General features: G+C 75.0%; 15 protein-coding genes. 7 read left to right on the forward strand and 8 right to left on the reverse strand.

Features of this window, described 5'->3' with window-relative positions; translation table 11 throughout:
- Positions 1-206 precede the first annotated feature (206 nt).
- The 5 genes from WMF43_RS16435 to WMF43_RS16455 all read left to right on the forward strand — a co-directional run bounded on the left by WMF43_RS16435 (position 207) and on the right by WMF43_RS16455 (position 9,481).
- A complete protein-coding gene (locus WMF43_RS16435) occupies positions 207-797 on the forward strand; it encodes a gluconate 2-dehydrogenase subunit 3 family protein (RefSeq protein ID WP_437681320.1) in 591 nt (196 codons plus the stop codon).
- Positions 794-2,440: a GMC family oxidoreductase N-terminal domain-containing protein gene (locus tag WMF43_RS16440; RefSeq protein ID WP_437681321.1), complete on the forward strand. Its 1,647-nt coding sequence runs from the start codon at positions 794-796 to the stop codon at positions 2,438-2,440. The genes WMF43_RS16435 and WMF43_RS16440 overlap by 4 nt, the downstream gene beginning before the upstream one ends.
- A 329-nt stretch (positions 2,441-2,769) precedes the next feature.
- Positions 2,770-4,509: a sigma-54-dependent transcriptional regulator gene (locus WMF43_RS16445; protein ID WP_437681322.1), complete on the forward strand. Its 1,740-nt coding sequence runs from the start codon at positions 2,770-2,772 to the stop codon at positions 4,507-4,509.
- A 338-nt stretch (positions 4,510-4,847) separates the two neighbouring features.
- Positions 4,848-6,212, forward strand: coding sequence for a zinc-ribbon domain-containing protein (locus WMF43_RS16450; protein ID WP_437681323.1), 1,365 nt, complete (start codon positions 4,848-4,850; stop codon positions 6,210-6,212).
- 179 nt (positions 6,213-6,391) lie between these two features.
- The gene (locus tag WMF43_RS16455) at positions 6,392-9,481 is read left to right on the forward strand and encodes a hypothetical protein (RefSeq protein WP_437681324.1); all 3,090 of its coding nucleotides are present in this window, start codon (positions 6,392-6,394) and stop codon (positions 9,479-9,481) included.
- 141 nt (positions 9,482-9,622) lie between these two features.
- Here WMF43_RS16455 and WMF43_RS16460 read toward each other — a convergent pair whose 3' ends face one another.
- Both WMF43_RS16460 and WMF43_RS16465 read right to left on the reverse strand, forming a co-directional pair.
- The gene (locus tag WMF43_RS16460; RefSeq protein ID WP_437681325.1) at positions 9,623-11,185 is read right to left on the reverse strand and encodes a hypothetical protein; all 1,563 of its coding nucleotides are present in this window, start codon (positions 11,183-11,185) and stop codon (positions 9,623-9,625) included.
- A gap of 271 nt (positions 11,186-11,456) precedes the next feature.
- On the reverse strand, positions 11,457-12,125 hold the full coding sequence (locus WMF43_RS16465) for a hypothetical protein (RefSeq protein ID WP_437681326.1): 669 nt from the start codon (positions 12,123-12,125) through the stop codon (positions 11,457-11,459).
- Between the two features lie 616 nt (positions 12,126-12,741).
- On the opposite strand from WMF43_RS16465, the gene grxD reads away from it, so the two are divergent.
- On the forward strand, positions 12,742-13,056 hold the full coding sequence (gene grxD, locus WMF43_RS16470; protein WP_437681327.1) for a Grx4 family monothiol glutaredoxin: 315 nt from the start codon (positions 12,742-12,744) through the stop codon (positions 13,054-13,056).
- Between the two features lie 65 nt (positions 13,057-13,121).
- Here the strand turns inward: grxD and WMF43_RS16475 are convergent, their stop codons facing one another.
- Entirely contained in the window at positions 13,122-13,898 is a 777-nt protein-coding gene (locus WMF43_RS16475; RefSeq protein WP_437681328.1) for a uracil-DNA glycosylase, read from the reverse strand.
- Positions 13,895-15,145: an esterase/lipase family protein gene (locus WMF43_RS16480; RefSeq protein ID WP_437681329.1), complete on the reverse strand. Its 1,251-nt coding sequence runs from the start codon at positions 15,143-15,145 to the stop codon at positions 13,895-13,897. Before WMF43_RS16480 ends, WMF43_RS16475 begins: the two co-directional genes overlap by 4 nt.
- 137 nt (positions 15,146-15,282) lie before the next feature.
- Here WMF43_RS16480 and WMF43_RS16485 point away from each other — a divergent pair, with 137 nt between their 5' ends.
- A complete protein-coding gene (locus WMF43_RS16485) occupies positions 15,283-16,491 on the forward strand; it encodes a hypothetical protein (RefSeq protein WP_437681330.1) in 1,209 nt (402 codons plus the stop codon).
- A 4-nt stretch (positions 16,492-16,495) separates the two neighbouring features.
- Here WMF43_RS16485 and WMF43_RS16490 read toward each other — a convergent pair whose 3' ends face one another.
- The 4 genes from WMF43_RS16490 to WMF43_RS16505 all read right to left on the reverse strand — a co-directional run bounded on the left by WMF43_RS16490 (position 16,496) and on the right by WMF43_RS16505 (position 21,883).
- Positions 16,496-17,074, reverse strand: a complete 579-nt coding sequence (locus WMF43_RS16490; RefSeq protein WP_437681331.1) for an adenine phosphoribosyltransferase — start codon at positions 17,072-17,074, stop codon at positions 16,496-16,498.
- A 56-nt stretch (positions 17,075-17,130) separates the two neighbouring features.
- A complete protein-coding gene (gene surE, locus WMF43_RS16495; RefSeq protein WP_437681332.1) occupies positions 17,131-17,907 on the reverse strand; it encodes a 5'/3'-nucleotidase SurE in 777 nt (258 codons plus the stop codon).
- Positions 17,908-17,933: 26 nt separating this feature from the next.
- Positions 17,934-19,553, reverse strand: a complete 1,620-nt coding sequence (locus tag WMF43_RS16500) for an aldehyde dehydrogenase family protein (RefSeq protein ID WP_437681333.1) — start codon at positions 19,551-19,553, stop codon at positions 17,934-17,936.
- A gap of 98 nt (positions 19,554-19,651) precedes the next feature.
- Positions 19,652-21,883, reverse strand: coding sequence for a hypothetical protein (locus WMF43_RS16505; protein WP_437681334.1), 2,232 nt, complete (start codon positions 21,881-21,883; stop codon positions 19,652-19,654).
- Positions 21,884-21,924 lie beyond the last annotated feature (41 nt).

A 21,924-nucleotide genomic window follows, 5' to 3' on the forward strand; every position in this document is an offset into this window, starting at 1 on the left:
ACACCCCGACGCAGTGCGAACGAAATTGCGCACTGAACTGTTCGCACTAACCTGACTGGCAGTCACGTCGATGGCTCCGGGCGAGGTGACCCGCTCCGGGGCATGGGCCGGGGTTCCGGCGCGACGGCGGGAGCGGCGGCGGGTGTCGGCGCGACGGCCGAGCGACGGAGCGACCGAGCCCGCGCTGGGAAGAAAGGAGTCGACCGATGAGCGAGCTCGTTGCGCACCTCCCCGTGGTTTTCCTCGTCGTCGCGCTCGCGGCGTTCGCGCTCGCCGCGCTCGTGTTCGCGTTCAGATCTCGGTCTCCGTTTTCCCGGTCGCTCGGCCGCGCGCTCACGGCGAAGGAGCGGTCGATCGTGGCCGCCTGCGCCGACGCGCTGTTTCCCCCGGGCGGTCCGATCCCGCTGTCCGGCACCGAGGCGGGGCTGGTCGACTACATGGAGCGCTACGTGGCGCGGTCGCCGCGGGCCCTGCGGCCGTACCTGCGGCTCTTGCTCCACGTCGTCGAGCTCTCGCCCTTGTTCTTCGGGCCGCGGCGCGCCCGCTTCACCCGCCTCTGCCAGGCGGATCGCATCGCGGTGCTCGCGGCCATGGCGCAGAGCCGCATCTACCTCCGGCGGGTCACGTTCCTCTCGCTCCGGACCGTCCTCTCGATGGGGTACCTCGCGAACGAGAAGGTCGCCGTCGCGATCGGCGTCGCCTGCTGCGCCACGCCGTTCGAGCGCCGCGCGGCGGCGGCGGCGGGCGAGGCCGCCCGCGCGGCGGCCCCGGCGCTCGCGACGGAGGTGCCGGCATGAAGCTCCCCACGCTCGACGGAGCGCCGCGGCGCGCGGACCCGGCGCGGAGCGAGCGGCTCCCGCTCGCCGCGGACACCTCCCGATCGCGGGGGGCGGCGGAGCCCCTCGCGCCCGCCGAGCCGCGCCCCGGGGTCAAGGTGTTCGCCGACTACGACGGCGAGGTGCGGGCGTCGTGTGAGGTGCTCGTCGTCGGATCGGGGCCGGGCGGATCGGTGGTCGCCAAGGAGCTCGCCGAGGCGGGGCGCGACGTGATCCTCGTGGAGGAGGGGCCGCCGCTCGGGGTGGAGGATTTCCGGCAGGAGGCGGGCGAGTCGCTTTCGCGCACGCTGCGCGAGGGGGGGATGCGGGCCGCGCGCGGGCGCATGCTCATCCCGACCATGCAGGCGATCGCGCTCGGGGGCGGCTCGGTCGTCAACTCGGCGATCTGCGCGCGCTCGCCTGCCTGGGTGTTCGACAAGTGGGCGGAGCGCGCCGGGACCACGTCGATCTCGGCGGACGTGATGCGCCCGCACTACGAGCGCGTCGAGCGCCTGCTCGGGGTGTCGCCGACGCCGGTGGAGGTGCAGGGCGAGCGGAACCTGCGCTTCAAGCGCGGCTGCGACGCCCTCGGTCTGACGAGCGAGCCGACCCACCGCAACGTGCGCGGCTGCCGGGGCTCGGGCGAGTGCTTCACCGGGTGCCGCAACCGCGCCAAGATGTCGACGGACATCTCGTACGTCCCCGCCGCGATCCGAGCGGGCGCGCGCGTGTTCACCAGCGTGCGCGCCGAGCACCTGATCACCTCCGGCCGGCGCGTCGCCGGGATGCGCGGCCGCACCGTCGAGCCGTTCACGTGGCGCGAGGGGGCGCCCGTCGAGATCCGCGCGAAGCTCGTGGTCCTCGCCGCGGGCTGTATGGCGACGCCCCTCATCCTGCTCCGGAGCGGGGTCGGCAACTCCAGCGGCTACCTCGGGAACGAGCTGCAGCTCCACCCGGGGCTCGCGATCATGGCGGTGTTCCCCGATCCCATCCACCCGTGGGAGGGCGCGACCCAGGGGTATCACTCGCTCCACTTCCTCGAACAAGGCATCAAGCTCGAGGTCCTCTGGTCGCCCCCCGCGGTGCTCGCCGCGCGGTTCCCCGGCTTCGGCCACGACTACCAGCGGCACCTCCAGACCTACCACCGGATGGCGCCGTTCGACGTGATCATCGCCGCCGAGCAGTCGCGCGGGACGGTCCGTCCGCGGCGCGGCAGCTGGGACCCGGACGTGCGGTTCGACTACGCGCCGCGCGACGTCGAGAAGATCCAGCGCGGCCTCGGGATCCTGTCGGACATCTGCTGGGCGGCCGGGGCCGTATCGATCCTGCCCGGGCTGCACGGCGTGCCCGACGAGCTGACGTCGCCGGAAGAAGCCGAGATCCTGAAGACGAAGCGGCTCGACGGGCGCGATACGGTCACCGCGGCGAACCACGCGTTCGGAACGGCGCGGATGTCGCGGCGTCCGCGCGACGGCGTCGTGGACGAGGAGGGCCGCTGCCACGATCTGGACAACGTTTACGTCGCAGACACGAGCCTCTTTCCCGGGAGCCCCGCCGTGAATCCGATGCTGACGTGCATGGCGCTGGCCGATCGCATCGCGTGCGGCATCATCGAGCGCTGGTGATGCGCGCGCCGGCGTGTCACGACAGGGACAGGCACAGGGACGAGGGCCGGGAGCGTCGCGTCCGTCGCTCCGTCGCGCGTGGCCGTCGCGCGTGGACGGCATGTCACGACGGCGTGTGAGGAGCGCCTTGCACCGAGAAGGAGGCAACTCCCGAGTTGATGTGGGGCTCCCGCGGGCTACAAGTTCAGCGGCACGTCTTCACCTCACACGGGGCCGAGCCGTCCGTCCGCCGAGCTGGGAGGGAAGCTTTGGGACCGAACGCAGTTTCTGCTGCAATTCCGCGCGCACAAGCGCGCTCGCCGCATCGGAGCCACAGCCACCACGGCCGGGTGCTGCTCGTCGAGGACGAGCCCGATCAGGCGGCCATCCTCGAGGCGGTGCTGCGCCATGAGGGGCTCGACGTCGTCGTGGCGTCGAGCGGCGAGCAGGCGCTGGAGATCCATCAGCGGACGCCGGCGGACGTGCTCGTCACGGATCTCAACCTGCCCGGGATGACAGGGGTGGATCTGATGCGCCGGCTCTCCCCGGGCGAGCTCGAGGGGCCCGAGCCGAAGACGCCGCCGCCCGCCGTGGTCATGGTGACCGGCGCCGCGTCCATCACGAGCGCGGTCGACGCGCTCAAGCTGGGGGCGGCCGACTACCTCCAGAAGCCGCTCGATCCGGCGCGCCTCGTGCTGCTCGTGCGCGAGCTGCTCTCGTCGGGCCCGACGCGCGAGTTCGAGAGCGACGACGACGACCCCCTCCACGGGCAGCTCGTGTTCGAGGGGATGATCGGCGGCTCGCCGCGGATGCGCGAGGTGTTCACCCGCATCGACCGCGTCGCCGCGACGATGGCGCCCGTGCTCATCGTCGGCGAGAGCGGCACCGGCAAGGAGCTGGTCGCGCGCGCCATCCACAACCGGAGCCGCCGCCGCACGGGCCCGTTCGTCCCCGTGCACACGGGCGCCATCCCGCGCGAGCTCATCGGCAGCGAGCTGTTCGGGCACGAGAAGGGCTCGTTCACCGGCGCGTTCGCGGCGGCCGAGGGCAAGTTCGAGGCGGCGGCCGGCGGCACCGTCTTCCTCGACGAGGTGGGCACGATGGACGCCGCCGTGCAGGTCAGCCTGCTCCGCGTGCTCGAGACGTACCGGTTCACCCGCGTCGGCGGCCGCAAGGAGATCGAGGCCGACGTCCGCGTCGTCGCCGCCACGAACAAGGATCTGCTCGACCTCGTCGACGACTGCGTGTTCCGCGAGGATCTCTACTACCGGCTCAACGTGTTCACGGTGACGTTGCCGCCGCTGCGCGAGCGCCGGGAGGACATCCTGCCGATCGCCGAGCGCTTCCTCCTCAAGTTCGCGAAGCGCTACGGCACGCCGGCGCGCCGCCTGACGGACGCCGCCGTCGAGCGGCTGACCGAGCACGACTGGCCGGGCAACGTCCGCGAGCTCCGCAACGTGATCGAGCAGACCGCGCTGTTCGCCTCGAGCGAGATGGTCTCGGCGAATGACGTCCAGCTCGGGCAGGGCCGGATCGAGCGGCGGACTGGCCGGCGCAGCTACGACAGCCTGCCGTCCTCGAGGGTCGCGTCCCCGGTCGTGCCGGCCGAGCCGGCCGAGCCCCTCTCGGTGCCGATCGTCCACGCCGCGGACATGGCGGTCCCCTCCGACCCCGCGCCGTCGCACGTCGTGGCGCCGCCTCCGCCGGCGTCGATCGGCCCCGCGTCGTTGCCGCGGCGGCCTCCGGAAGGGAGCATGCACGAGGCCGAGCCGCCGCGGGACGCCGGGGAGGCCGCGGAGCACCCGCTCGTGCTGCGGCTCCCGGTCGGCACGCGCCTGGCTGACGCGGAGCGCAAGCTCATCCTCCTGACGCTGGAGGCGGTGCGCGGCAACAAGCAGCGCGCCGCCCGCGTGCTCGGGATCAGCCGCCGCGGCCTGTACTCCAAGCTGCAGGCCTACGGCGAGCACGTGGGGGGCCACGAGGCCCAGACGAGCGAGGCCGCCGAGCCGCAGGATCCGGCCGACGATGTGCCGGTCGTCACCGACGAGCCGAGCCTGGACGAGCTCGGCTCCCCGCGCGGCGAGGCGTAGGGCCGAGGCAGAGCGGTAGATTCGCTCTCCCCGCTCCGAGAATTCCGAGCTCCCGCCCCGAGAATTCCGAGCTCAGAAGCGGAAAGCAGCGGCATTGCACGCGCGTCGCACTCCGAGCTCAGGCCTGCGCGCTCCTGGGATGGCCCCCGACAACGGCTCGATCGCCGGCCCCGTTCCTTTGTGCTTTACGAAGGGGCGAAGACCTCGGTTATCGTAAAGCGGCGAGCCATGAGATCAGACGCGCGATTGGCACGTCAGAGAGCGAGCCACCGGCGCGGCATCAAGGTAAACTCTACGCGACGCCTCGCCGGCACTACCCCCCTGCGGGTCAGCCCCCAATGAAGATCACCTGCCAGTCCTGTCAATCGAAATACACGGTCTCGGACGAGAAGGTCCAAGGCAGAACCGTCAAGATCAAGTGCCGCAAGTGCGGCGCCACGATCCTCGTGAACAGCTCCGGCGTGACCACCAATGGTGGGCTCACCGACCCGGTCTCCGGGACGAGCGCTCCGAGCGACGGGATCACCTACCTGCTCAACGTGGCGGACGGCGACCAGCGCTCGATGACGCTGCCCGAGATCGTCGCCAGCTACCAGGCGGGGGTGATCAACGCGGAGACCTACGTCTGGGCCGACGGGATGGCCGACTGGCAGCCGCTCGGGCAGGTCGACCCGATCGTCGCCGCGCTGCACGCGGGGAGCGCTCCGGTCTCGGCGGTCGCGGCCCCGGCTGCGGCTGCGCCTGCGCCCGCGCTCGCGCCCGAGCCGGCCCCGGTGCCGTCGGTGGCCGCGGCCGCCGGGCCCGCGGGCCAGACTTCCTCCGGGGTCGAGTCGGTCGCCGCGGCGGCGGCGCCGCGCGCGGCGGTGCGCCGCGACGTGGCGCGCCCGACGCAGGACCTCTTCGGCGGTGGCGCGGCGCCCGTCGAGGCGCACCGGCCGAGCTCCGACGACGTGGCGACGAGCGCGCCGCTCTTCCGGAGCGGCGCCGCGCCCGGCCAGCGCGACGAGAACTCGATGCTGTTCTCGTTGAGCGCCCTCACGGCGAAGGCCGGTCCGGCCGCCCCGGCGAGGCCGACCCCCAGCGCCTCGGAGGACTCCGGCCTGATCGACCTGAAGGCGCTCGCCGCAGGCTCCGGGAGGAGCGCGCCGTCGCCGGTCGCCAGCATCGTCGCCAACGACGGCGGCCTCTTCCAGCTCAGCGCGCCGATCGTGAGCACGGCGCGGGCCCCCTCGGTCGCGCCGCCGAGCATCGAGGCTCCCCCCAAGAACCGCGCGCCGCTCTTCATCGGCGCCGGCATCGCGATCGCGGGCCTCGCGATCGCGGGCGTCTTCTTCGTGATGAAGGGCAGCGGCGAGACCGCGACGACGGCGCCCCCCGTCGAGAACACGGCGCCGACCGCGGCGGCCCCGGCGACGACGACGCCGCCGGAGCCCGAGCCGGCCCCCGCGGCGGCGGCGGCCACGGCGACGGCCACGCCCACGGCAGAGGCGTCTGCGAGCGCGGCGCCGAGCGCCGCCCCGGCGACGGCGGCGCGCCCGTCCACACGCCCGCAGCGATCGACCGGCGGCAGCGCGGGCAAGGCGCCCGCGGCGGCCGCGCCGGCGGCCGCGCCGGCCGCGCCGGCCGCGCCGAAGCGCGGCGGTTGCGGGTGCGCGCCCGGCGATCTGATGTGCGCGATGCAGTGCTCCGCCAAGGGCAAGTGAACGCGCGGCGGGGGCTATCTCCCTGCTCCCCCGCGACGGACAGCTCCCCCGCGACGAACAGGCCGTCGCGATGAACGAGCTTCCCAGATCCCAGAGGTGGGTCGCTCGGTGAACGCTCGGTGAACCTACAGCGGCAACGGCAGTGCGGCGCGTGGAAGGCCGCGCTAGCATCGTCCGTCATGAGCGAGCCGGACGGGCGGCTGCACGCGCGGACTCCGCGATGGATGTCGGGCGCAGCGCCCCCCTTCGCGATGGCGCTGCTGCTCCTCGGCGCGAGCGCCGCGGGGTGCGGCGGGCGGACGGCGGCGGCGCCGGCCGGAGGTGGGGCGCCGAGCGGCCGCGACGGCCGTGCGCGCGCGGCGCTCACGGCGCCAGGGGGGCCGTCCGCGCCAGGCGCGCTGGTCACGATGGTGACGCCGTCGGCGCTGCTCCCGGATCTGGTCGGAGAGCGCGGCGTGGTGGCGAGCGAGGCCGGATCCAGGCGGGTGCTCATCGATCGGATGCGCGCCATCGCGCACGACGATGGCTCGATCGAGCGCGCTGCGGAGCTCTTCCCGTCCGATCAGGTCACCGCGCTCAAGCTGCCGACGCGGCTCGGCGACGGCTACCTGTTCTACGCCTCGAACCGCGGGATCGCGCAGCTCTGGCGGGCCAAGGGGTGGCTCGCGGCGCTCGAGCCGCTCGTCCAGCTGCCGTCGGAGGCGCACGAGGTCATCGCGGGGTTCGATCGGCTCTACGTCCGCCTCGCCCACAACCACCGACTCCTGGCGATCGACGCGCAGAGCGGCGCCGCGATGCCGCTCGGCCCGCTGCCGCCGGCGGGCGCTTACGGCCAGCTCGCGTTCGCCGACGGCTGGCGCGGCGTGGTCGAGGCCGACCTGCGCGGGCTGCTCGTGACCTTCGACGCCGGCACCACGTGGCGCGCGGTCGAGGTCGAGGGGCGCCCCACCGCGCTGAGCGTGATCGGCGGCGATCCCGCGGTGATCACGGCGAACGGGTTCTACTCGGTCGACGCGCGCGGCGGCGTCACGTACCGCGCCCTGGATGTGCCCGAGGACGCGGAGGAGCCGCCGGCGCGCGCCCACGGCCCGCTCGGGAGGCGCCCGCTCCGCGCCGCGGTCGAGGACGGGTGGCCCGACTCGAGCGCGACGGCGGTGGTGGCCCGCGGCGGCGCGCTGGCGCGCGTCTCGCTGCGCGACGGCGCCGTCGTGGACCTCGCGCTCGACGCCTACCCCGAGCGCCAGGCGACCTGCCATGCGGTCCGGACAGGCGCGTCGTTCGGCTTCGTCTGCGGCGAGCGCGAGGGGCCGACGACCCTCTACGCCTTCCAGCCGCCGCTCGGCGTGCGCCGGCTCATGCGCTTCGACAAGCCGCGCTTCGTGGCCGCGAGCGGCAACGGCGCGCTCGTGATCCGCGGCTCGTGCGGCGAGGACAGCGGGGCGCACGGCGGCCGCGCCTACTGCATCGTCGCCGCCGGCGGCGACACGCGCGAGATCCGCGTCAGCGCGCCCGCGCGGGACGTCGGCGTCGAGCGCGTGATCGCGCTCTCCGACGGCCGGGTCGCCGTCCTGTCGCCGCCTCGCCTCGGCGCGGCAGGGCAGCTCACGCTGCTCCAGGGGAGCGACGTGACGACCGTCCCGCTGGTCTTGCCGAGCAAGCCCCGCAGCGCCGCGCGCGACCTCCAGCGCGGGATGTGGCTCGAGGGGTTCGAGGAGCGCGAGCCCGGCGTCCTCGGCGGCTGGGTGGAGGCGGGCGGCCCGATCGCGGGCGTCCGGATCGACGTGAAGACCGGCCACGTGACGGCCGGCGCGGCGCGCCAGGACGGCACCGGCGCGCTGCTGTCGGGGCGCTTCGCGCTCTCCCTCGGCGGGGGAGAGCGCGCCGCCGAGTCGACCGACGGCGGGATGACCTGGCACCCGATCGAGCTCCCCGAGCGGGACGACGACGCCGCGGCGTCTCCGACGCGCGCGTGTGGACCCGTCGGCTGCGTCTTCAAGGGCTGGGTCCGGGTCGGCTGGGGCAAGACCGCGCTGCCAGGCGACCTCGCAGAGGCCAAGCCGCCGCCCGCGCTCCAGACGCCGGTGCGCACGGCCAGCCCGATCGCGATGCGCTGCGAGCCGATCGGCGCGTCCACCCCGCCGCTGCCGGACAAACCCGCCGCCGCGCCGCCGGCGCGCCCGGCGCCGCCCGGCGCGCGTCCGCGGGCCAAGGAGACGACGGTCTCCGCATGGTCCCCTTTCCGCAACACCGCGCCGCCCGCGCTTGGCGCGGACGAGACCGGGTTCGACAACGGAGCGCCGTACGACATCGTGTCGACGCGCGCCTACGTGTGGGGCAAGCGGGGCGCCGACTGGGCGCGCGCAGGCCGCTGGCTCATCCGCTTCGACGACCGCTTCGATCCGGACGGCGGGGTGCGCTCCAGCGCCGTCAGCGCTTCTCCCTGGGCCGATGAGGCCTCGGCCGCGGAGGCGATCGGGGCCGTCACGCACAGCGCTGCGTCCTGGGGCGCGTACCTCGATCCCGGCGGACGCGCGGCGCTCACGCACGTGTGCCGGGGCGGCGGCTGCGGGCTGTTCGCGGTGTCCGAAGGGATGCCGATCCTCCCGCTGCGGGACGGCGCCGGCCGCTCCGGCGCCTTTCTCCGGCCGTTCCCGAACGGCGCCGTGCGGCTCGGGGAGACGTGGTTCTTCGTGTCGCCTGGCGGCTCGTACGAAGCGGTGAGCCTGTGGCGCGCCGACCTCGGGATTGCGCGGCAGCTCGCGACCTACACCCGCCCCGCGCGCGTCAGTTACGGGGTCGATCCGCCGCGCCTGGTGCGGCGCGCGCTGGGCGGCGGCGTCGGCCTGCTCATCTCGACGGCCCCGGATCCCGGCGCGCGCGCCGGCGCCTGGCATGTCCTCCCGATCGACCGCGACACCGGCGCGCTCGGCGAGGCGATCCCGCTCGGCCGCAAGGATCTCGCGGACACGTCGCTCGAGCGGTGCCACCCGGGCCAGGACGGCTGGCTCTTGGACACCGGCCTGGAGGGCATGCCCAGCTTCGAGCTGCGCGGCGCCTACCCCTCGGTCGATGGGGTCGAGTTCCGGCTCCGCCTGGATCCCGGCGTCGCGTGCGTCGAGGCGATGTCGGTGAGGCTGCAGGGCGTCTTCACGAGATCGTCGGAGAAGCAGCCGGAGGTCGCCGCCAGCGGGATCCCGCTCGCCGCGACCGAGCGGGCGACGGGCCGGAGGTGGCGGCTGCGCTGCGAGCAGAAGGACGCGGCCAGGTGACGTACCCGCGCCGCGTACGGCCCGCCGGAGCGCGGCGGCCGCGCGCGGCAGGCGGGCTGTTCCCCTCGGGGCGCCGTCCGCGCCGCGCGCGGCGCGCGCGGACACGGTCGCCGGGCGCATCCCGCGCCTCGGCGCCGGGCGTCAGTTCTGTGGCCCCGTGGACGACGCGCTCGCTTCGCCCGCGACGCTTGTCGCGGTGCCTTCCCCGTCGCTGAGGGTCCCCAACCACCGCGCGGTCCAGGTCTCCGGCGCCGCGGCGCTGTTGATCTCTGCCGGTCCGAGCGCGTTCACCACGATCTCACCGGGCGGCCCGTCCTCCGCCATGGCGGCGCCCCAGCGGAGCTTGAGCCCGCCCGCGCACAGCGCCGCCATGCAGTCCTGATCGCAGCCCACGTAGCCGCCGAGGGATGCGCCGAGCTCCTCGCACAGCGCCGCCGCGGCGAGCGCCTCGGGGATCGACGTCGCGCCCGGCGCCTCCGCTGCGATCACGGCCTCGGTTGCGGCCAGGAGGTAGCGGCTCGGCGTCCAGGAGAGCGTTCCGGCGAGCCGGAGCGTGTCACCGGGCTCTGCGGTCCAGGACATCGAATATTCGGACGCCACGTCTGCGTCGTCGGCGGGCGTGCCGCCGATCCTGCTCACCTCGAAGCGCGCACTTCCGGGCGTGCCGTCCTGGCCTCTCAGGACGCCGACGATCGTGATCGGCAGCTGCTCGCGCCCGGCGCGGGCCCACCCTCGATACCGCTCGCGCAGGGGGATCGGGAGCGCGGCGAGGTGGGCCTGCGCGGTCGCGTCCCAGTCCAGGGCGGCCCGTCGCACGGCGAAGGCGGACGCCTGGTCGACCGGCGCGGCGAGCTCCATGGCGTCGAGCAGGGCCGCGGCCTCCTCGCCTTCTGGCAGGAGCTCGTCCAGCCTCCGATCGTTCGCCGCCGCGAGCAGCTCTTCCAGCGCTTCTGATGGCGAGACCTCCAGCGTCATCTCGAGGCTCGTCGCCGCCATATCGATGGGCAGATCCTTGATGGGGACCGTCACGTCGTGCGTGGCGCCCGCCTGGAGCTCCCGTTCGCTCGCGCAGCCCCACAGCATTTGCCCGCTGTACAGCGCGACGGCGAGGCTCGGCCCCACCGGGGCGCCTGCCATGACCACCGGCCCGTCGGGACCGCCGCGCGCCATGAGCGCGCCCGGCGGAGCCCGGGGCGCGGTGATGGCGATCTCGTCGCAGGTCGCGCCCGCGACGACGCTCGCCATCCAGTCCTTCGCGACGCGTGTGCCCTGGTAGCTCGGGTAGATGTGCAGGGTGCCGAAGCCCTCCGCGCTCACCGCCACGCCGAGCTCAGCAGCGAGGCCGTCGTCCGTTGCGGCGCGCAGTCGAAACGTGCTCCCCAGCTTCGAGGCATGGAGCCCGACCGAGCCCCGGCCGTCCTCCGCCGTGGTGATCGTCGTCTCGTCGACCCATGCGCCTGCGGCTTCTCCCAGCAGGCTGAAGCTCACGTGGTAGGCAGCGGGCGGGCGGACCGCGATCCAGACCGTGCGCAGCTCCCCGGGGACGAGCTGCAGCGTCCCCTCCTCCTCGAACCTCAGCATCACCGGCGGATCGGGGTCCCACGGGGCGCCGCCCGAATCCGCTTCGCCCTCCAGGCGGAACGCGCAGGATGCCAGTCCGAGCAGGGCGATCCCGGCTCCCCGGTGCTTCCAAGGCAAGCTCACCCCGCGAGTGTAGCCTGTGCCCCTCACGGCGAGAAGCCGACGGCCGGCGAGCATGGCCCGTCGGATGGGAAACGGCGGACGGCACGATCGCGCCGCGCGCACAGCGCACGCGGGTCGACTCGACGCGCCGCGCGCGTGGCTCACACCGCAGGTGTGCTCCCGCGCTTCGCGACGCCTGGTGAAGGGGCGCCGCGAAGCGAGCGCGGCAACGCTGGCGCGCGCCGCATCGAGCTACGGAGAGGGCAGGGGACGCCGAGCGGCGGCGAGGCGACTACTTCACGTAGATCTGGCCGACGGCCATCCCGCTGCCGCGGGCGCGCAGGACGGCCTTCGCGGGACCGCCGATGGGGAGCGGGTTCTTGAAGCACGACCCCTTGCCGCCGAGCGTGGCGTTCGGCCCGGTGGTGCTGTCCTGGGCGAGCACCATGGGCGGCATCGGCGGCGTGTGCGCGACGAGCTGGATCTCGAGCTCCGTGATGCCGACGCCGGCGCCGATGACCGAGTAACACTTGCCGGGCTGGATGTTGAACGGCTGCTCGAGCGTCTGGCCGTCCTGGAACTGCCCGGCGAAGGCGCCGCCTTCCGCCTGCATGCCCTGCACCTCGGAGGCCGCCATCGCGGTGAGCACCGGGGTCGCCATGGCCACCGCAGCGGGAGCGATCGGCGTCGCATTCCCGCCGCTCGCGCCCGCCGGGGTCTGCGTGGGGGCGGGCTGGCTGGGCGTCGGCGCGGGGTACTGTCCGGCCGGCGGGGTCTGACCGTACTGTCCGGCCGGCGGGGTCTGGCCGTACTGCCCGGGGGGATACTGGCCGGGCGGGTACTGGTTTGCCCCGTACTGGTTCTGCATCTGCGACGGGTTGTTCGGCTCCGGGTCGCTGCCGCCGCAAGCGAGCGGCGCGAGGCCGAGCAGGGCCGCAGGGATGAGGACGTACAAGCGCATACGAGGCTCCTTCAGGGTTATGGGGGTGAAGGTCACGCCCCTTGGGACGCTCGCCGCACCCGCGGCGGCTCACGGCCGCCGGTCACGGTCAGTAAGACGGCTGAGGTGGGGACGTGTTCTACAACGACTCGATGGCGCGGGGCCAGACGCTGCCGGGTTCGAGCGCCAACGGCGCGGAGAGCAACGGAAGCGCGCGGGCGGCGCGCCCCCGCTGGGCCGGCCCTGGCAGGAGCCCCGGGTCGACCGGCGCTCGCCCCCTGTTCCGCGTTGAACGCTGCCCGCGCGCCGCGCGCCTCAAGGCCGCGAGCGCCCGGTTCCCGAGGGGATCACTGAGGAGCCGGGAACGACGTGCCCGCCGCCGGCGCGCCCTTCCACCCACCAGGGGGGCCATGGGGGCGCTCTCGTCCAGTTGACGCGCGCGGAGGTCGACACCAGAAAACGTGCTCGCGGCTGCGCGTCTGGGTCGCGGCGGGCACGTGGTCCGCCCGGCGAGCCACGTGCGGTTCGTTGTGCGCCTCGCCGCCGGCCGGGACCGCGCTCGGTCCGGCATCCGGCGCGGGCCTCTACCGAAGACGAATGGGCGATCCCGCTCGCGGCGGGAGATCAGGAACGAGCCATGAGCGACATCCACCAGGCGATCAAGGATACCGTCGAGACCAACCGCGTCGTCCTCTTCATGAAGGGCACGAAGACGTTCCCGCAATGCGGCTTCTCGGCGCGCGCCGTCGACATCCTGAAGAAGTGCGGCGTGGACTTCAAAGACGTCAACGTCCTGACCGACCCCTCGCTGCGGGAGGGGATCAAGGTCTACTCGCAGTGGCCCACGATCCCGCAGGTCTACGTGGACGGGAAGTTCATCGGCGGCTCCGACATCCTGATGGAGATGTTCCAGTCCGGCGATCTGCAGAAGCTCCTCGCGAAGCAGGACTGACCGAGCACCGCCCCGCGCGGCGCCGCCGCTCCGCGCGGCGCCGTGGAGGATCCCCCGCGCCGCGCTCAGCTCGGCGATCGCCCCGGGTCGCAGAGGCCCGCTGCGCCCATGGCGCGCCGCAAGACCTCGTCGAACATCGCGCCGGTGAGCCGCCCTGTCTGGGTGTTCTGCTGGCTGACGTGGTAGCTGCCGAAGAGCCGCGCCTCCCCGGCCGCGCCGCGCGGATCGGGGATGACCGCCTCCGCGCCGTGCGCGAACGCCGGAGGCCGCGGGCGATCCTCCGCGCTGCGCTGCGCCCGTTCACCCGCGGCGCCCGCCGCCCGCGAGCGGGCGAGCGCGACGACGGCGTCGTAGCCGATCTTGCCGAGCGCGAGGTAGACGCGCGCGCGGTGCAGGGCCTCGAGCTCGCGCTCGAGCCAGGTCCGGCATGACGCGAGCTCCTCGTTCGCGGGCTTGTTGTCCGGGGGCGCGCAGCGGCAGGGGGCCGTGATGAACACGCCGCGCAGCGAGAGCCCGTCGCCGCGCGAGGTGCTCGCGGGCTGCGAGGCGAGCCCTGCCCGAAAGAGCGCCGCGTAGAGGAAATCGCCCGAGCGATCCCCGGTGAACATGCGGCCCGTGCGGTTCGCGCCGTGCGCCGCCGGCGCCAGGCCGACGATCACGAGCGGCGCGTCCGGATCCCCGAAGCCCGGCACGGGGCGGCCCCAGTAGGTCTGGTCCCGGTAGGCGCGCCGCTTCTCGCGCGCGACGTCCTCGCGCCACGTCACCAGCCGAGGGCAGCGCCGGCACTCGACGAGCTCCGCCGCGATCAGCTCGAGCGCGCGCCCCGCGCCGCCCTGGATCACGCCGCGGGCTCTCCGCTCGGCCCCGGCGGGGCGCCGCGCTCCACCACGTCCTGCGTGCGCTCCGGCGCCCGCACCTCCGGGATCGCGCGGGCGGGCTTCGCGGCCTGCGCCTCCGGGCTGACCTGCTCGCCGGCCATCATCCCGGTCACGATGCGATCGAGCACGGCGTCGAAGCGCAGGCGGTTGAAGCGCGCGCCGCTCGCCAGCCAGTCGATGTGCCCGCCTTTGCCCGGGAAGTGGCCGACGATGTCCAGGTGATCGGCCTTGCCGGCCCAGATGAGATCCCCCCAGACCTGCGACGCGAGCGGGACCACGCCGTCGTTCGCGTCCGGCGGCGGCAGCTCCCCGAGCACGCGCGCGAGCTTCTGCTCGATCGATCCGTCGTGGGAGCGGCAGGGGTAATGCTCGTTGAGGCGGGCCGTGATGTTGGAGAGCGCCGTGAAGATGGCGGCCGACATCGCCCCCCACGGCGATCGCAGCGCCGACACCCAGTCGCGGACGGCGTTGCGCGGGGCGTACGTCGCGACGCTCTGGTAGCGGAGGCCCTGGCGATCCTCCAGGCCGGCGTGGAGCAGATCCATCGCCTCGGGCATGAGCTGGACGATCGCGCCCTGGTCGTCGCGCAGGAGCTTCAGCCAGGCGCGCAGCTCGCGGCTCGACGCGTCGTCGAGCACGCGGATGAAGCTCTCGATCGCCCGGTCGATCAGCTCGATCTCGAAGAAGCCGAGCTGCACCCGGCCGAACGCGGCGGCCAGCGCGGACGCGGCGGCGAGCGGCGGCGCGCCGAGCTTGAGGCCCGCCACCGTCAGCGCCGTGATCGCGTAGAGCAGACGCTGTCCGCTCACCGTGGCGAAGAAGGCGGCGAGCGGCGTGCCGAAGTGGGGCGTGTTGATCGTGGTGACGGACCTCAGCCGGCTCGTCCAGCCGAGCCGGCGGTGCGCGTTGCCGGGGAGGCGCACCGTCGGCGAGGCGACGAGGCGGGCGTCGAGGCCCCCGGTCGAGTGGCCGATGATGTGGATCGGGCCGTCGTCGTCCCCGGCGCTCTCGTCCACGAGGCGGGCGAGCTTCGCGGCCCGGCGCAGGATGGAGGCCGTCGGGTGCACCTCGCAGACGTGGATCTCGACGGCGCGGCCGCGGTCGCGGAAGCGCTCCTCGATCGCGAGGATGAAGTGCTCGAAGTACTCCAGCGAGGCGAGGCGGGCGAAGCCGAACATGCCCGGCGATAGGTAGACGCGCGTCTTCTGCACGCGAGAGAATGTGACATTTCCGCGGCCGCCCCGCGCCATTTCCTGCGCTCCCGGGCGCCGCCCGCGCTCCGCCGCGGGCCCGGGGCGGGGCGCGCAGAAGGTGGGCGCCTCCGCCGCAAACCGTTTACCCTGCGGTCGTGGACGAGCTCAGCGCGCGGGAGATCGAGGCGGCGGTGCAGGAGGCGCTGGGCCTCTTCGGGACATCGGGCTCGGTGCGCGTCGAGGGGCGGCAGATCGCGCTGCACGGGCGCGGCGCGCCGGTGGTCATCGATCTGGAGCAGCTGGTCGAGCAGTGGCCGCTCTTGCCGCAGGACCTGCGGACGCGCAAGGCGTCCGACATCGCCCGGCGGCTCGCGCAGGCGCAGCGCACGGTGAGCTCGATGGCGCCGCCGCCGCCGCAGGTGTCGCCGCGCCGGCCGCCGCGCCTGCTCGCGATCCCCATCGGCGCGGCTGTCCTCGCGCTCGTCGGGGCGCTCCTCGCGCTGCGCCTGCTTCGCTCTCCCGAGACGCCGGCCGCGCCGCCGCCGGCGGCGGAGGAGACCGACGGCGAAGCGGCCGCGCGGAACGCGCGCACCTGTGAGGCGGCGAGGAAGCGGATCTACGCCGGCGCGTCGGTGGGGCCGTTCGAGCTCGCGGGGTGGGTCGCCGAGCTCTGGCTGGCGTCGCCGCGCGCCGGCGACGCGGCGCCGGCCCCCGCGGGGCGACCTGCCTTGACCGCCGAGGCGGTCGGGCTCGGCGCGTTCGTCGCGCAGGGCAAGCTGACGCCGGAGGCCGACGCCGAGCTCGCCGCGATGACCGACGGGCTCGTCGAGATCGTCGCCGGGTTCGACGAGCAGGAGGCGGCCCGCTCGCCGGGGTGGCGCGCGGTCACCGCGCGGTTCTCCGGCGGCTACGCGCGGGCGTACTTCGATCCCGCGCAGCGGGCGCGCTTCGTCGCGCTCGCCGACCGCATGGCCGACGGGGCGGGCGCCGCGCTCGGCGCCCTCTACGCGCGCTGCGCGCACCTGCCCTACCACGACGCGGGCGCCTGGTTCCGCGGCGCGGATCCGGCCGCCGCGGCGGCCGCGCTCGTCTACGCGTCCGGCCTCTTCGCCGAGTCGCCGGCGGTGGACCGGGGCGCGCTGCTCGCGCTGCGCGGGGCAGGGCCGCTCGACGGGCTGCGCGCGGCGGGCGCTTCGCTCGACGCGGCGAGCCTTGGTAAGCTCGTGGGGGCGCACGGCGGCGGGATCACCAAGGGCGCGTCGGGCGCCATGCTCGTGACGTTCCCGGTCGGCGGGCCGACCCGGGCGACCAGCGCGAGCCGCGTCGTCGCGCGCAGGCTGGAGGTCGGCGTGGGGCAAGACTGAGCGATCACTCGCCCGCGGCGAGGCGCACGATCGAGTAGACGCGGGCCTCGCCGCCGGCGCGCTGCGCGAGGAGCGCGCGGCCGCCGAGGAACTCGAGCTCGACGACGAAGGCGAAGCCGGCGAGCTCGCCGCCCTGGCGCCGCGCGAGCTCCGCCGCGGCCGAGGCTGTGCCGCCGGTCGCGAGCAGGTCGTCGACGACGAGGACCCGGGCTCCCGGCGCGATGGAGCCCTTGTGCATCTCGAGCTCGGCGCTGCCGTACTCCAGATCGTACGCCACGCGATCGGCCGCGGCCGGGAGCTTGCCGGGCTTGCGCACGGGCACGAAGCCCGCGTTGAGCCGGGCCGACAGCGCGCCGCCGAAGATGAAGCCCCGCGACTCGACGCCGACGACCACGTCGACGCGCTCGCCGATGTACCGCTGGGCCAGGAGATCGAGCGTGATGTGGAGCGCCCGCGGGTCGGCGAGCAGCGGCGTGATGTCCTTGAACAGGATGCCCGGCCTCGGGAAATCCGGGACGCTGCGGAGGTGTGCCTTGAGGTAGCGGAGCGCGTGCTCGGAGGGCAGGGCGTCGTGGTCGACCATGGCGCCGAGCGTAGGCGAGCGCCCCGGGGCCGGAAAGCGCGGCGGCGCCGGCGCCGTCAGGCGGCCGGGCCGCCGCTCAGCTCCGCGGCGAGGCCTGCCGCGATCGCCTCGTGCTGCGCGGAGAACAGGTCGAGGGTCAGCGGGGTGACGCTGACGGCCCCTTCGTCGTAGGCCTCGGTGTCCGAGCCGGGGACGAGGTCGTGGCGGACGCCCGCGCCGCCGATCCACAGGTACTCGTGCCCCCGCGGATCCTGGCGGAAGATCACCTCCTCGGTGTAGAGGCGCGCGCCGATGCGGGTCGCGCGCACGGGCCAGCCGCTGCCCGCGGGGATGTTCACGTTGAGCAGCGGCGCCGGCCGGCGGCCCGCCTGCCCGGCGGCGCGGTGCAGGGCGAGGGCGAGCTTCACGCCGAGCTCCGCGGCGGCCCCGCGCGACGCGCCGGCGTCGGCGGAGAGCGCGATCGACGGGATGCCGCGGAGCGCCCCTTCGCGCGCGGCGGCCACGGTGCCCGAGTAGAAGATGTCGGAGCCGAGGTTCAGCCCGTGGTTCATGCCCGAGACGACCAGATCGGGGCGGCGCGGCAGCACGCGCGCGCCGGCGTGGAGGGCCACGTAGATGCAGTCCGCGGGCGTCCCGTCGACCGCGAACACGCCGGGCGCGGCCTCCAGCAGCCGGAGGACGCGGTGCAGGCTGAGCGAGTGGCTCGTCGCGCTCTGGTTGACCGCGGGGGCGCACACCACCACGTCGGCGTGCGCGGCGAGCGCGTCGCGCACGGCGGTGAGGCCCGGGGCGGAGTAGCCGTCGTCGTTGGACAGGAGGATCAGGGGGCGCATGCGTTCGCTCGATGAGGGCAAGTGGATCAGCGGCCGAGGAGCCGCCGTGAGAGCGCGGCGACGAGCTCGACGAGGGCGCGGACGCGGCCGAACAACCCGGCGCCGCCTCGCACCCGCGCCATCGCGAAGGCGGTCGTCCGGAGCGCTGGCGTGTAAGGGTACCACCACAGCTCGCGCTTCGCTCGGCTGCGGTCGTCGAGGACGAAGCGCGGGCGCGTCAGCTCCGCGAGCGCGTGCGGGCTGCTGGTGACGCCGGAGCCGCTGTCGCCGGCGCCCGTCCACGGCGCGGCCGGGAGCGCGCCCGTGAAGCCGTGGTTGTTGATCGTCACCACGCCCGCGCGCAGCCGCCGCGCGAGCGCGTGGGCTCGCTCGTGGCTGCGGGTCCAGAGGCTGGTCGTGAGCGCGAAGCGGGAGGCGTTCGTGCGCGCGATCGCCTCCTCGGCGTCCTTGACCACCACGATCGGAAGGACGGGACCGAACGTCTCCTCCTGGAGCAGCGGCGTGTCCTCGCGCGGGGCCCGGAGCACCGTCGGCGGGAACGCGAGCGAGCCCTCCGGCGGCGCGCCGCCGGCGAGGATCTCGGCCCCGTCGTCGACCGCTGCCTCGAGGTGGCGCCGCACGATCGCCGCCTGCCGCGCGGTCGTCATCGCGCCGACGTCGACGCCGGGCCGGAGCTCCCGGGTGAGCGCGACCGCGCGCGTGATGAAGCGGTCGGCGATCGCCTGCTCGACGTAGACGCGCTCGATCGACGCGCAGCTCTGTCCGGCGTTCGTGAAGGCGCCCCAGACGACGCCGCGCGCGGCGCGCTCCAGGTCGCAGTCGCCGAGCACGACGGCGCTGTCCTTTCCGCCGAGCTCCAGCGACGTCGGGACGAGGCGCTCGGCGCAGGCGACGGCGATCTTCTTCCCGGTGGCGACGCCGCCGGTGAAGACCACGAGGTCGACGCCCGCGTCGACGAGCGCGGCGCCCACGTCGCCGCCGCCCTGCGCGACGGAGAGGACGCCGTCCGGGAGCAGCCCCTCGAAGAGCGACGCCACGAGCGCGCCGGAGCGCGGCGCGACCTCGCTCGGCTTGAAGACGACGGCGTTGCCCGCGAGCAGCGCCGGCACCAGCGTGCGGAGCGGGATCGCCACCGGGTAGTTCCAGGGCGTGATGAGCGCGACGACCCCGCGCGGATCCCTGCGGATCCGGCCGGTCTTGCCGGGGTAGGCGATCGGGTCGAGGTCGACGGGGGACTCGTCGAGCAGCTCCTCGATGGAGGACGTCCAGTAGTCGACCAGATCGGCGTTCGGCAGCACCTCGGCGAGCGCGGCCTCCTCGATCGGCTTGCCGCACTCGCGGTGCACCAGCGCGGCGATCTCCTCGGCGCGCGCGAGCAGGCGCTTCTTGACCTTGGCGATGAGCTCCGCCCGCTCCCCGACCGGGACCTCGGCCCACGCGACCTGGGCCACCCGCGCCCGGGCGACGAGCTCCCGGACGGCGCCCGGCGCTGTCTCCGCGATCTCGTCGAGCGGCTCCTCCCCGCCGGGGGTGCGCGCCTGGAACGGGCCAGCGCGCTGCTCCGTGCGCGGCGCCGACGGGGCCGCCGCGTCGGCGTTCGCCGCGGCCCCTCCCGCGTGGGGGAGGGCCGCCGTCTTGGATTCCATGAGGCGCGCAGCCTAGCACCGCGCTTCTGCCTGCCGGCAGGAGCGCGATTTCACCAGCGAATACGAGGATTTATCGGATCGAAGCGGGGCGGCGCTGGTCAGGGGGCGGGATCGGCCGGCGCAGCAGGGGGCGTGGCGCCCTCGGCAGGCGCCGGAGCGGCGCCCTCTCCCGCGGGCGCAGCGTTGGAGCGCCGCCTCCCAGGCGCCGGGCTCTCGGCGCCGGGCGCCATCGACACGACCGTCTTCTTGCGACAGCCGACGATGACCGCCTGGCCAGAGGAGAGCCAGGTGGGCGTCGCCGTCTTGTCGGTCGTCTGCTTTCCGAGCCGCACGTTGCGCGTTCCGCAGGGGACATCGAGCGTATCCCCCGCGTTTCCGGAGAGCGTGCCGTTCACGTAGACGGAAGCAGGCTCGGGCGAGTTGACGACCAGGTGGCCGCGGCTCGCCGGCAGATCCTCCGGGTTGCCCGCCGCGTCCGCGGCCGGCGCGGCGCTCGCGGCCGGCGCGGCGCTCGCGGTCGGCGCCGCGGTGTCGGCCGCCTGCTGCGTGGCGGCCGCGGGCTCGGCGGGCGCGCTCGTCGGCTCGGCGACCGGCGCGGGCGTCGCCGCGGCCGTAGGCTGCGCCGTGACGTCCTGCGCTGCGCCCTGGGAGGTGTCGGGCAGCGGCGCAGGCGCCGGCTCGGAGCCGAACCACCCGAGGCGGTAACCGACCGCTGCGCCCGCGGCGGCGAGCAGCAGGGCCACGGCGGCGATGCGCAGCCCGGTGCGAGGGCGCGTCGCCGGCGGGCGCTCGGTGACGGTGCGGGTGTCCGCGGGGGGCCGCGTCGTGACGAGCTCGGACTGCTTCGGCTCCTGCTTCGCCGTCGCCGTGATGGGCGGATCCCTCGTGATGACCTTCGGGAGGAGGTCGCGCTCGAGCGCCTTCGGCCTCGACGCGCGCTCGGGCTCGCCCGCGGCCTCCTTGGGCAGCGCGCCTGGCGCGGCCTCGACGGTCTCCTGATCCTGGACCAGGCGCGCCACCGCCTGCGCCTCGGACCGGGCGGAACGGACGGCCGTCTCCTCGTCCTCGAGGCCTTCGGGGCGAGAGCGGATGACGGTGGGCTCGTCCTCGAGCATGCCGCGGATCACGGTCGGCTCGTCGTCGACCATCTCGCGGCTGAGCTCTCGCTCGATGGCCGGCTCGCCGATCGCGGAGCGCCGCGCCGCGGCAGCGGCGGTCTCCGCCGGCGTCCTGGGGGTGGCCGCCTCCTCGACGGGCTGCGCGCGGGCCGCGAGCGCCTCCGGCACGGCGGCGGCCTCCTTTGCGGCCGGCATCGGCGTGGCGCGCGCCGGGGTGGCCTCGGCGCGGTCGAGCGCGGGCCTGCGCTCGGGCGCCGCCGCCTCGGGCGCCGGCCTGCGCTCGGCAGGCATCTTCGGCGGCGCGACCGGCTTCAGCGGCTCCGGCTCGTCCGGGAGGAGCCCCGCGAACGAGAGCTCGCTGTCGCTCTCCGCCGGCTTCGCCCTCGGCGTGACGTCCTCCTGCGGGAAGAACGGCTTCGTCTCTGCGCGCGGGCTCGAGCCACGGGCGGGCGGCACCGCGGCGCCCGCGTCTCTGCCCTGGCCGGCTGCCCTGGCGGCGGGCGTCGCGGCCTTCGCCGCGGGCCTGACGGCCTCCTTCAGCTTCGGCTCGACGACCTCCGCGGGCGGACGGTAGGTCTCCTGGGCGGCGGGAGCGGCGTCCCGCGCCAGGTCGACCGCCGGCGCGGGCCGCGCGGCCGCGGGCTTGCCGGGGGAGCTGGGAGGCGGCGCCGGAACACGCGCCGGCGCCGGCGTCGCCGCGGGCTTGACGGCCGGAGCCTTGGCCGCCGCCGCGGCGGGCGTGGCCGCTGCCGGCGTCTTCGCGGCGGGCTGCTGCGGCGTCTTCGCGGCGGGCTGCTGCGGCGTCGCGGCGGGCTGCCTCGCGGCGGCCGCGGCGGGCTGCTTCGCCGCCGCGGGCGGCGAAGCGCCGAGCGCCGCGACCTGCCGCGCATCGCCGGCCGGGCTCGATCCGTCGACGCCGCCGAAGGCGTCGTCCAGGACCGGCTCGGGGGCGCGCGGCCCCGCGGGGGCGACCGCGCTGGCCGCTGCCGCGGACCGCGCTTCGCTTGCCGTCGACGTGTCGATCGGTCCCGGCCTGGCGTCGAGCAACGCCGCGCCCGCCGTGTCGTTGGCGATGGCGCCCGGCGCCTCGCCGCGGTGCGGGGCGAGCTCGGACGAGGCCTGGAGCTGCGACCGGGTTCGAGGCGCAGCGGCGTTCCGCTGCACCCGCTGGAGGAGCGCTTCGAGGGTGGCGACTTTTTCTGCGACGTTCACGCCGCGCCAGCATATCGCGGGTCGGCGCGCTTTACATCATT

It is taken from the genome of Sorangium sp. So ce131 (genome assembly GCF_051519095.1).
In the GTDB taxonomy this organism is placed as follows: Bacteria; Myxococcota_A; Polyangia; order Polyangiales; family Polyangiaceae; genus Sorangium.

What these genes read in the sequence shown, in the direction of transcription:
- WMF43_RS16435 (WP_437681320.1), top strand. Translation starts at nt 207, where the DNA reads ATGAGCGAGCTCGTTGCGCACCTCCCCGTGGTTTTCCTCGTCGTCGCG.
- WMF43_RS16440 (WP_437681321.1), top strand. Translation starts at nt 794, where the DNA reads ATGAAGCTCCCCACGCTCGACGGAGCGCCGCGGCGCGCGGACCCGGCG.
- WMF43_RS16450 (WP_437681323.1), top strand. Translation starts at nt 4,848, where the DNA reads ATGAAGATCACCTGCCAGTCCTGTCAATCGAAATACACGGTCTCGGAC.
- WMF43_RS16455 (WP_437681324.1), top strand. Translation starts at nt 6,392, where the DNA reads ATGAGCGAGCCGGACGGGCGGCTGCACGCGCGGACTCCGCGATGGATG.
- WMF43_RS16465 (WP_437681326.1), bottom strand. Translation starts at nt 12,125, where the DNA reads ATGCGCTTGTACGTCCTCATCCCTGCGGCCCTGCTCGGCCTCGCGCCG.
- grxD (WP_437681327.1), top strand. Translation starts at nt 12,742, where the DNA reads ATGAGCGACATCCACCAGGCGATCAAGGATACCGTCGAGACCAACCGC.
- WMF43_RS16490 (WP_437681331.1), bottom strand. Translation starts at nt 17,074, where the DNA reads ATGGTCGACCACGACGCCCTGCCCTCCGAGCACGCGCTCCGCTACCTC.
- surE (WP_437681332.1), bottom strand. Translation starts at nt 17,907, where the DNA reads ATGCGCCCCCTGATCCTCCTGTCCAACGACGACGGCTACTCCGCCCCG.
- WMF43_RS16500 (WP_437681333.1), bottom strand. Translation starts at nt 19,553, where the DNA reads ATGGAATCCAAGACGGCGGCCCTCCCCCACGCGGGAGGGGCCGCGGCG.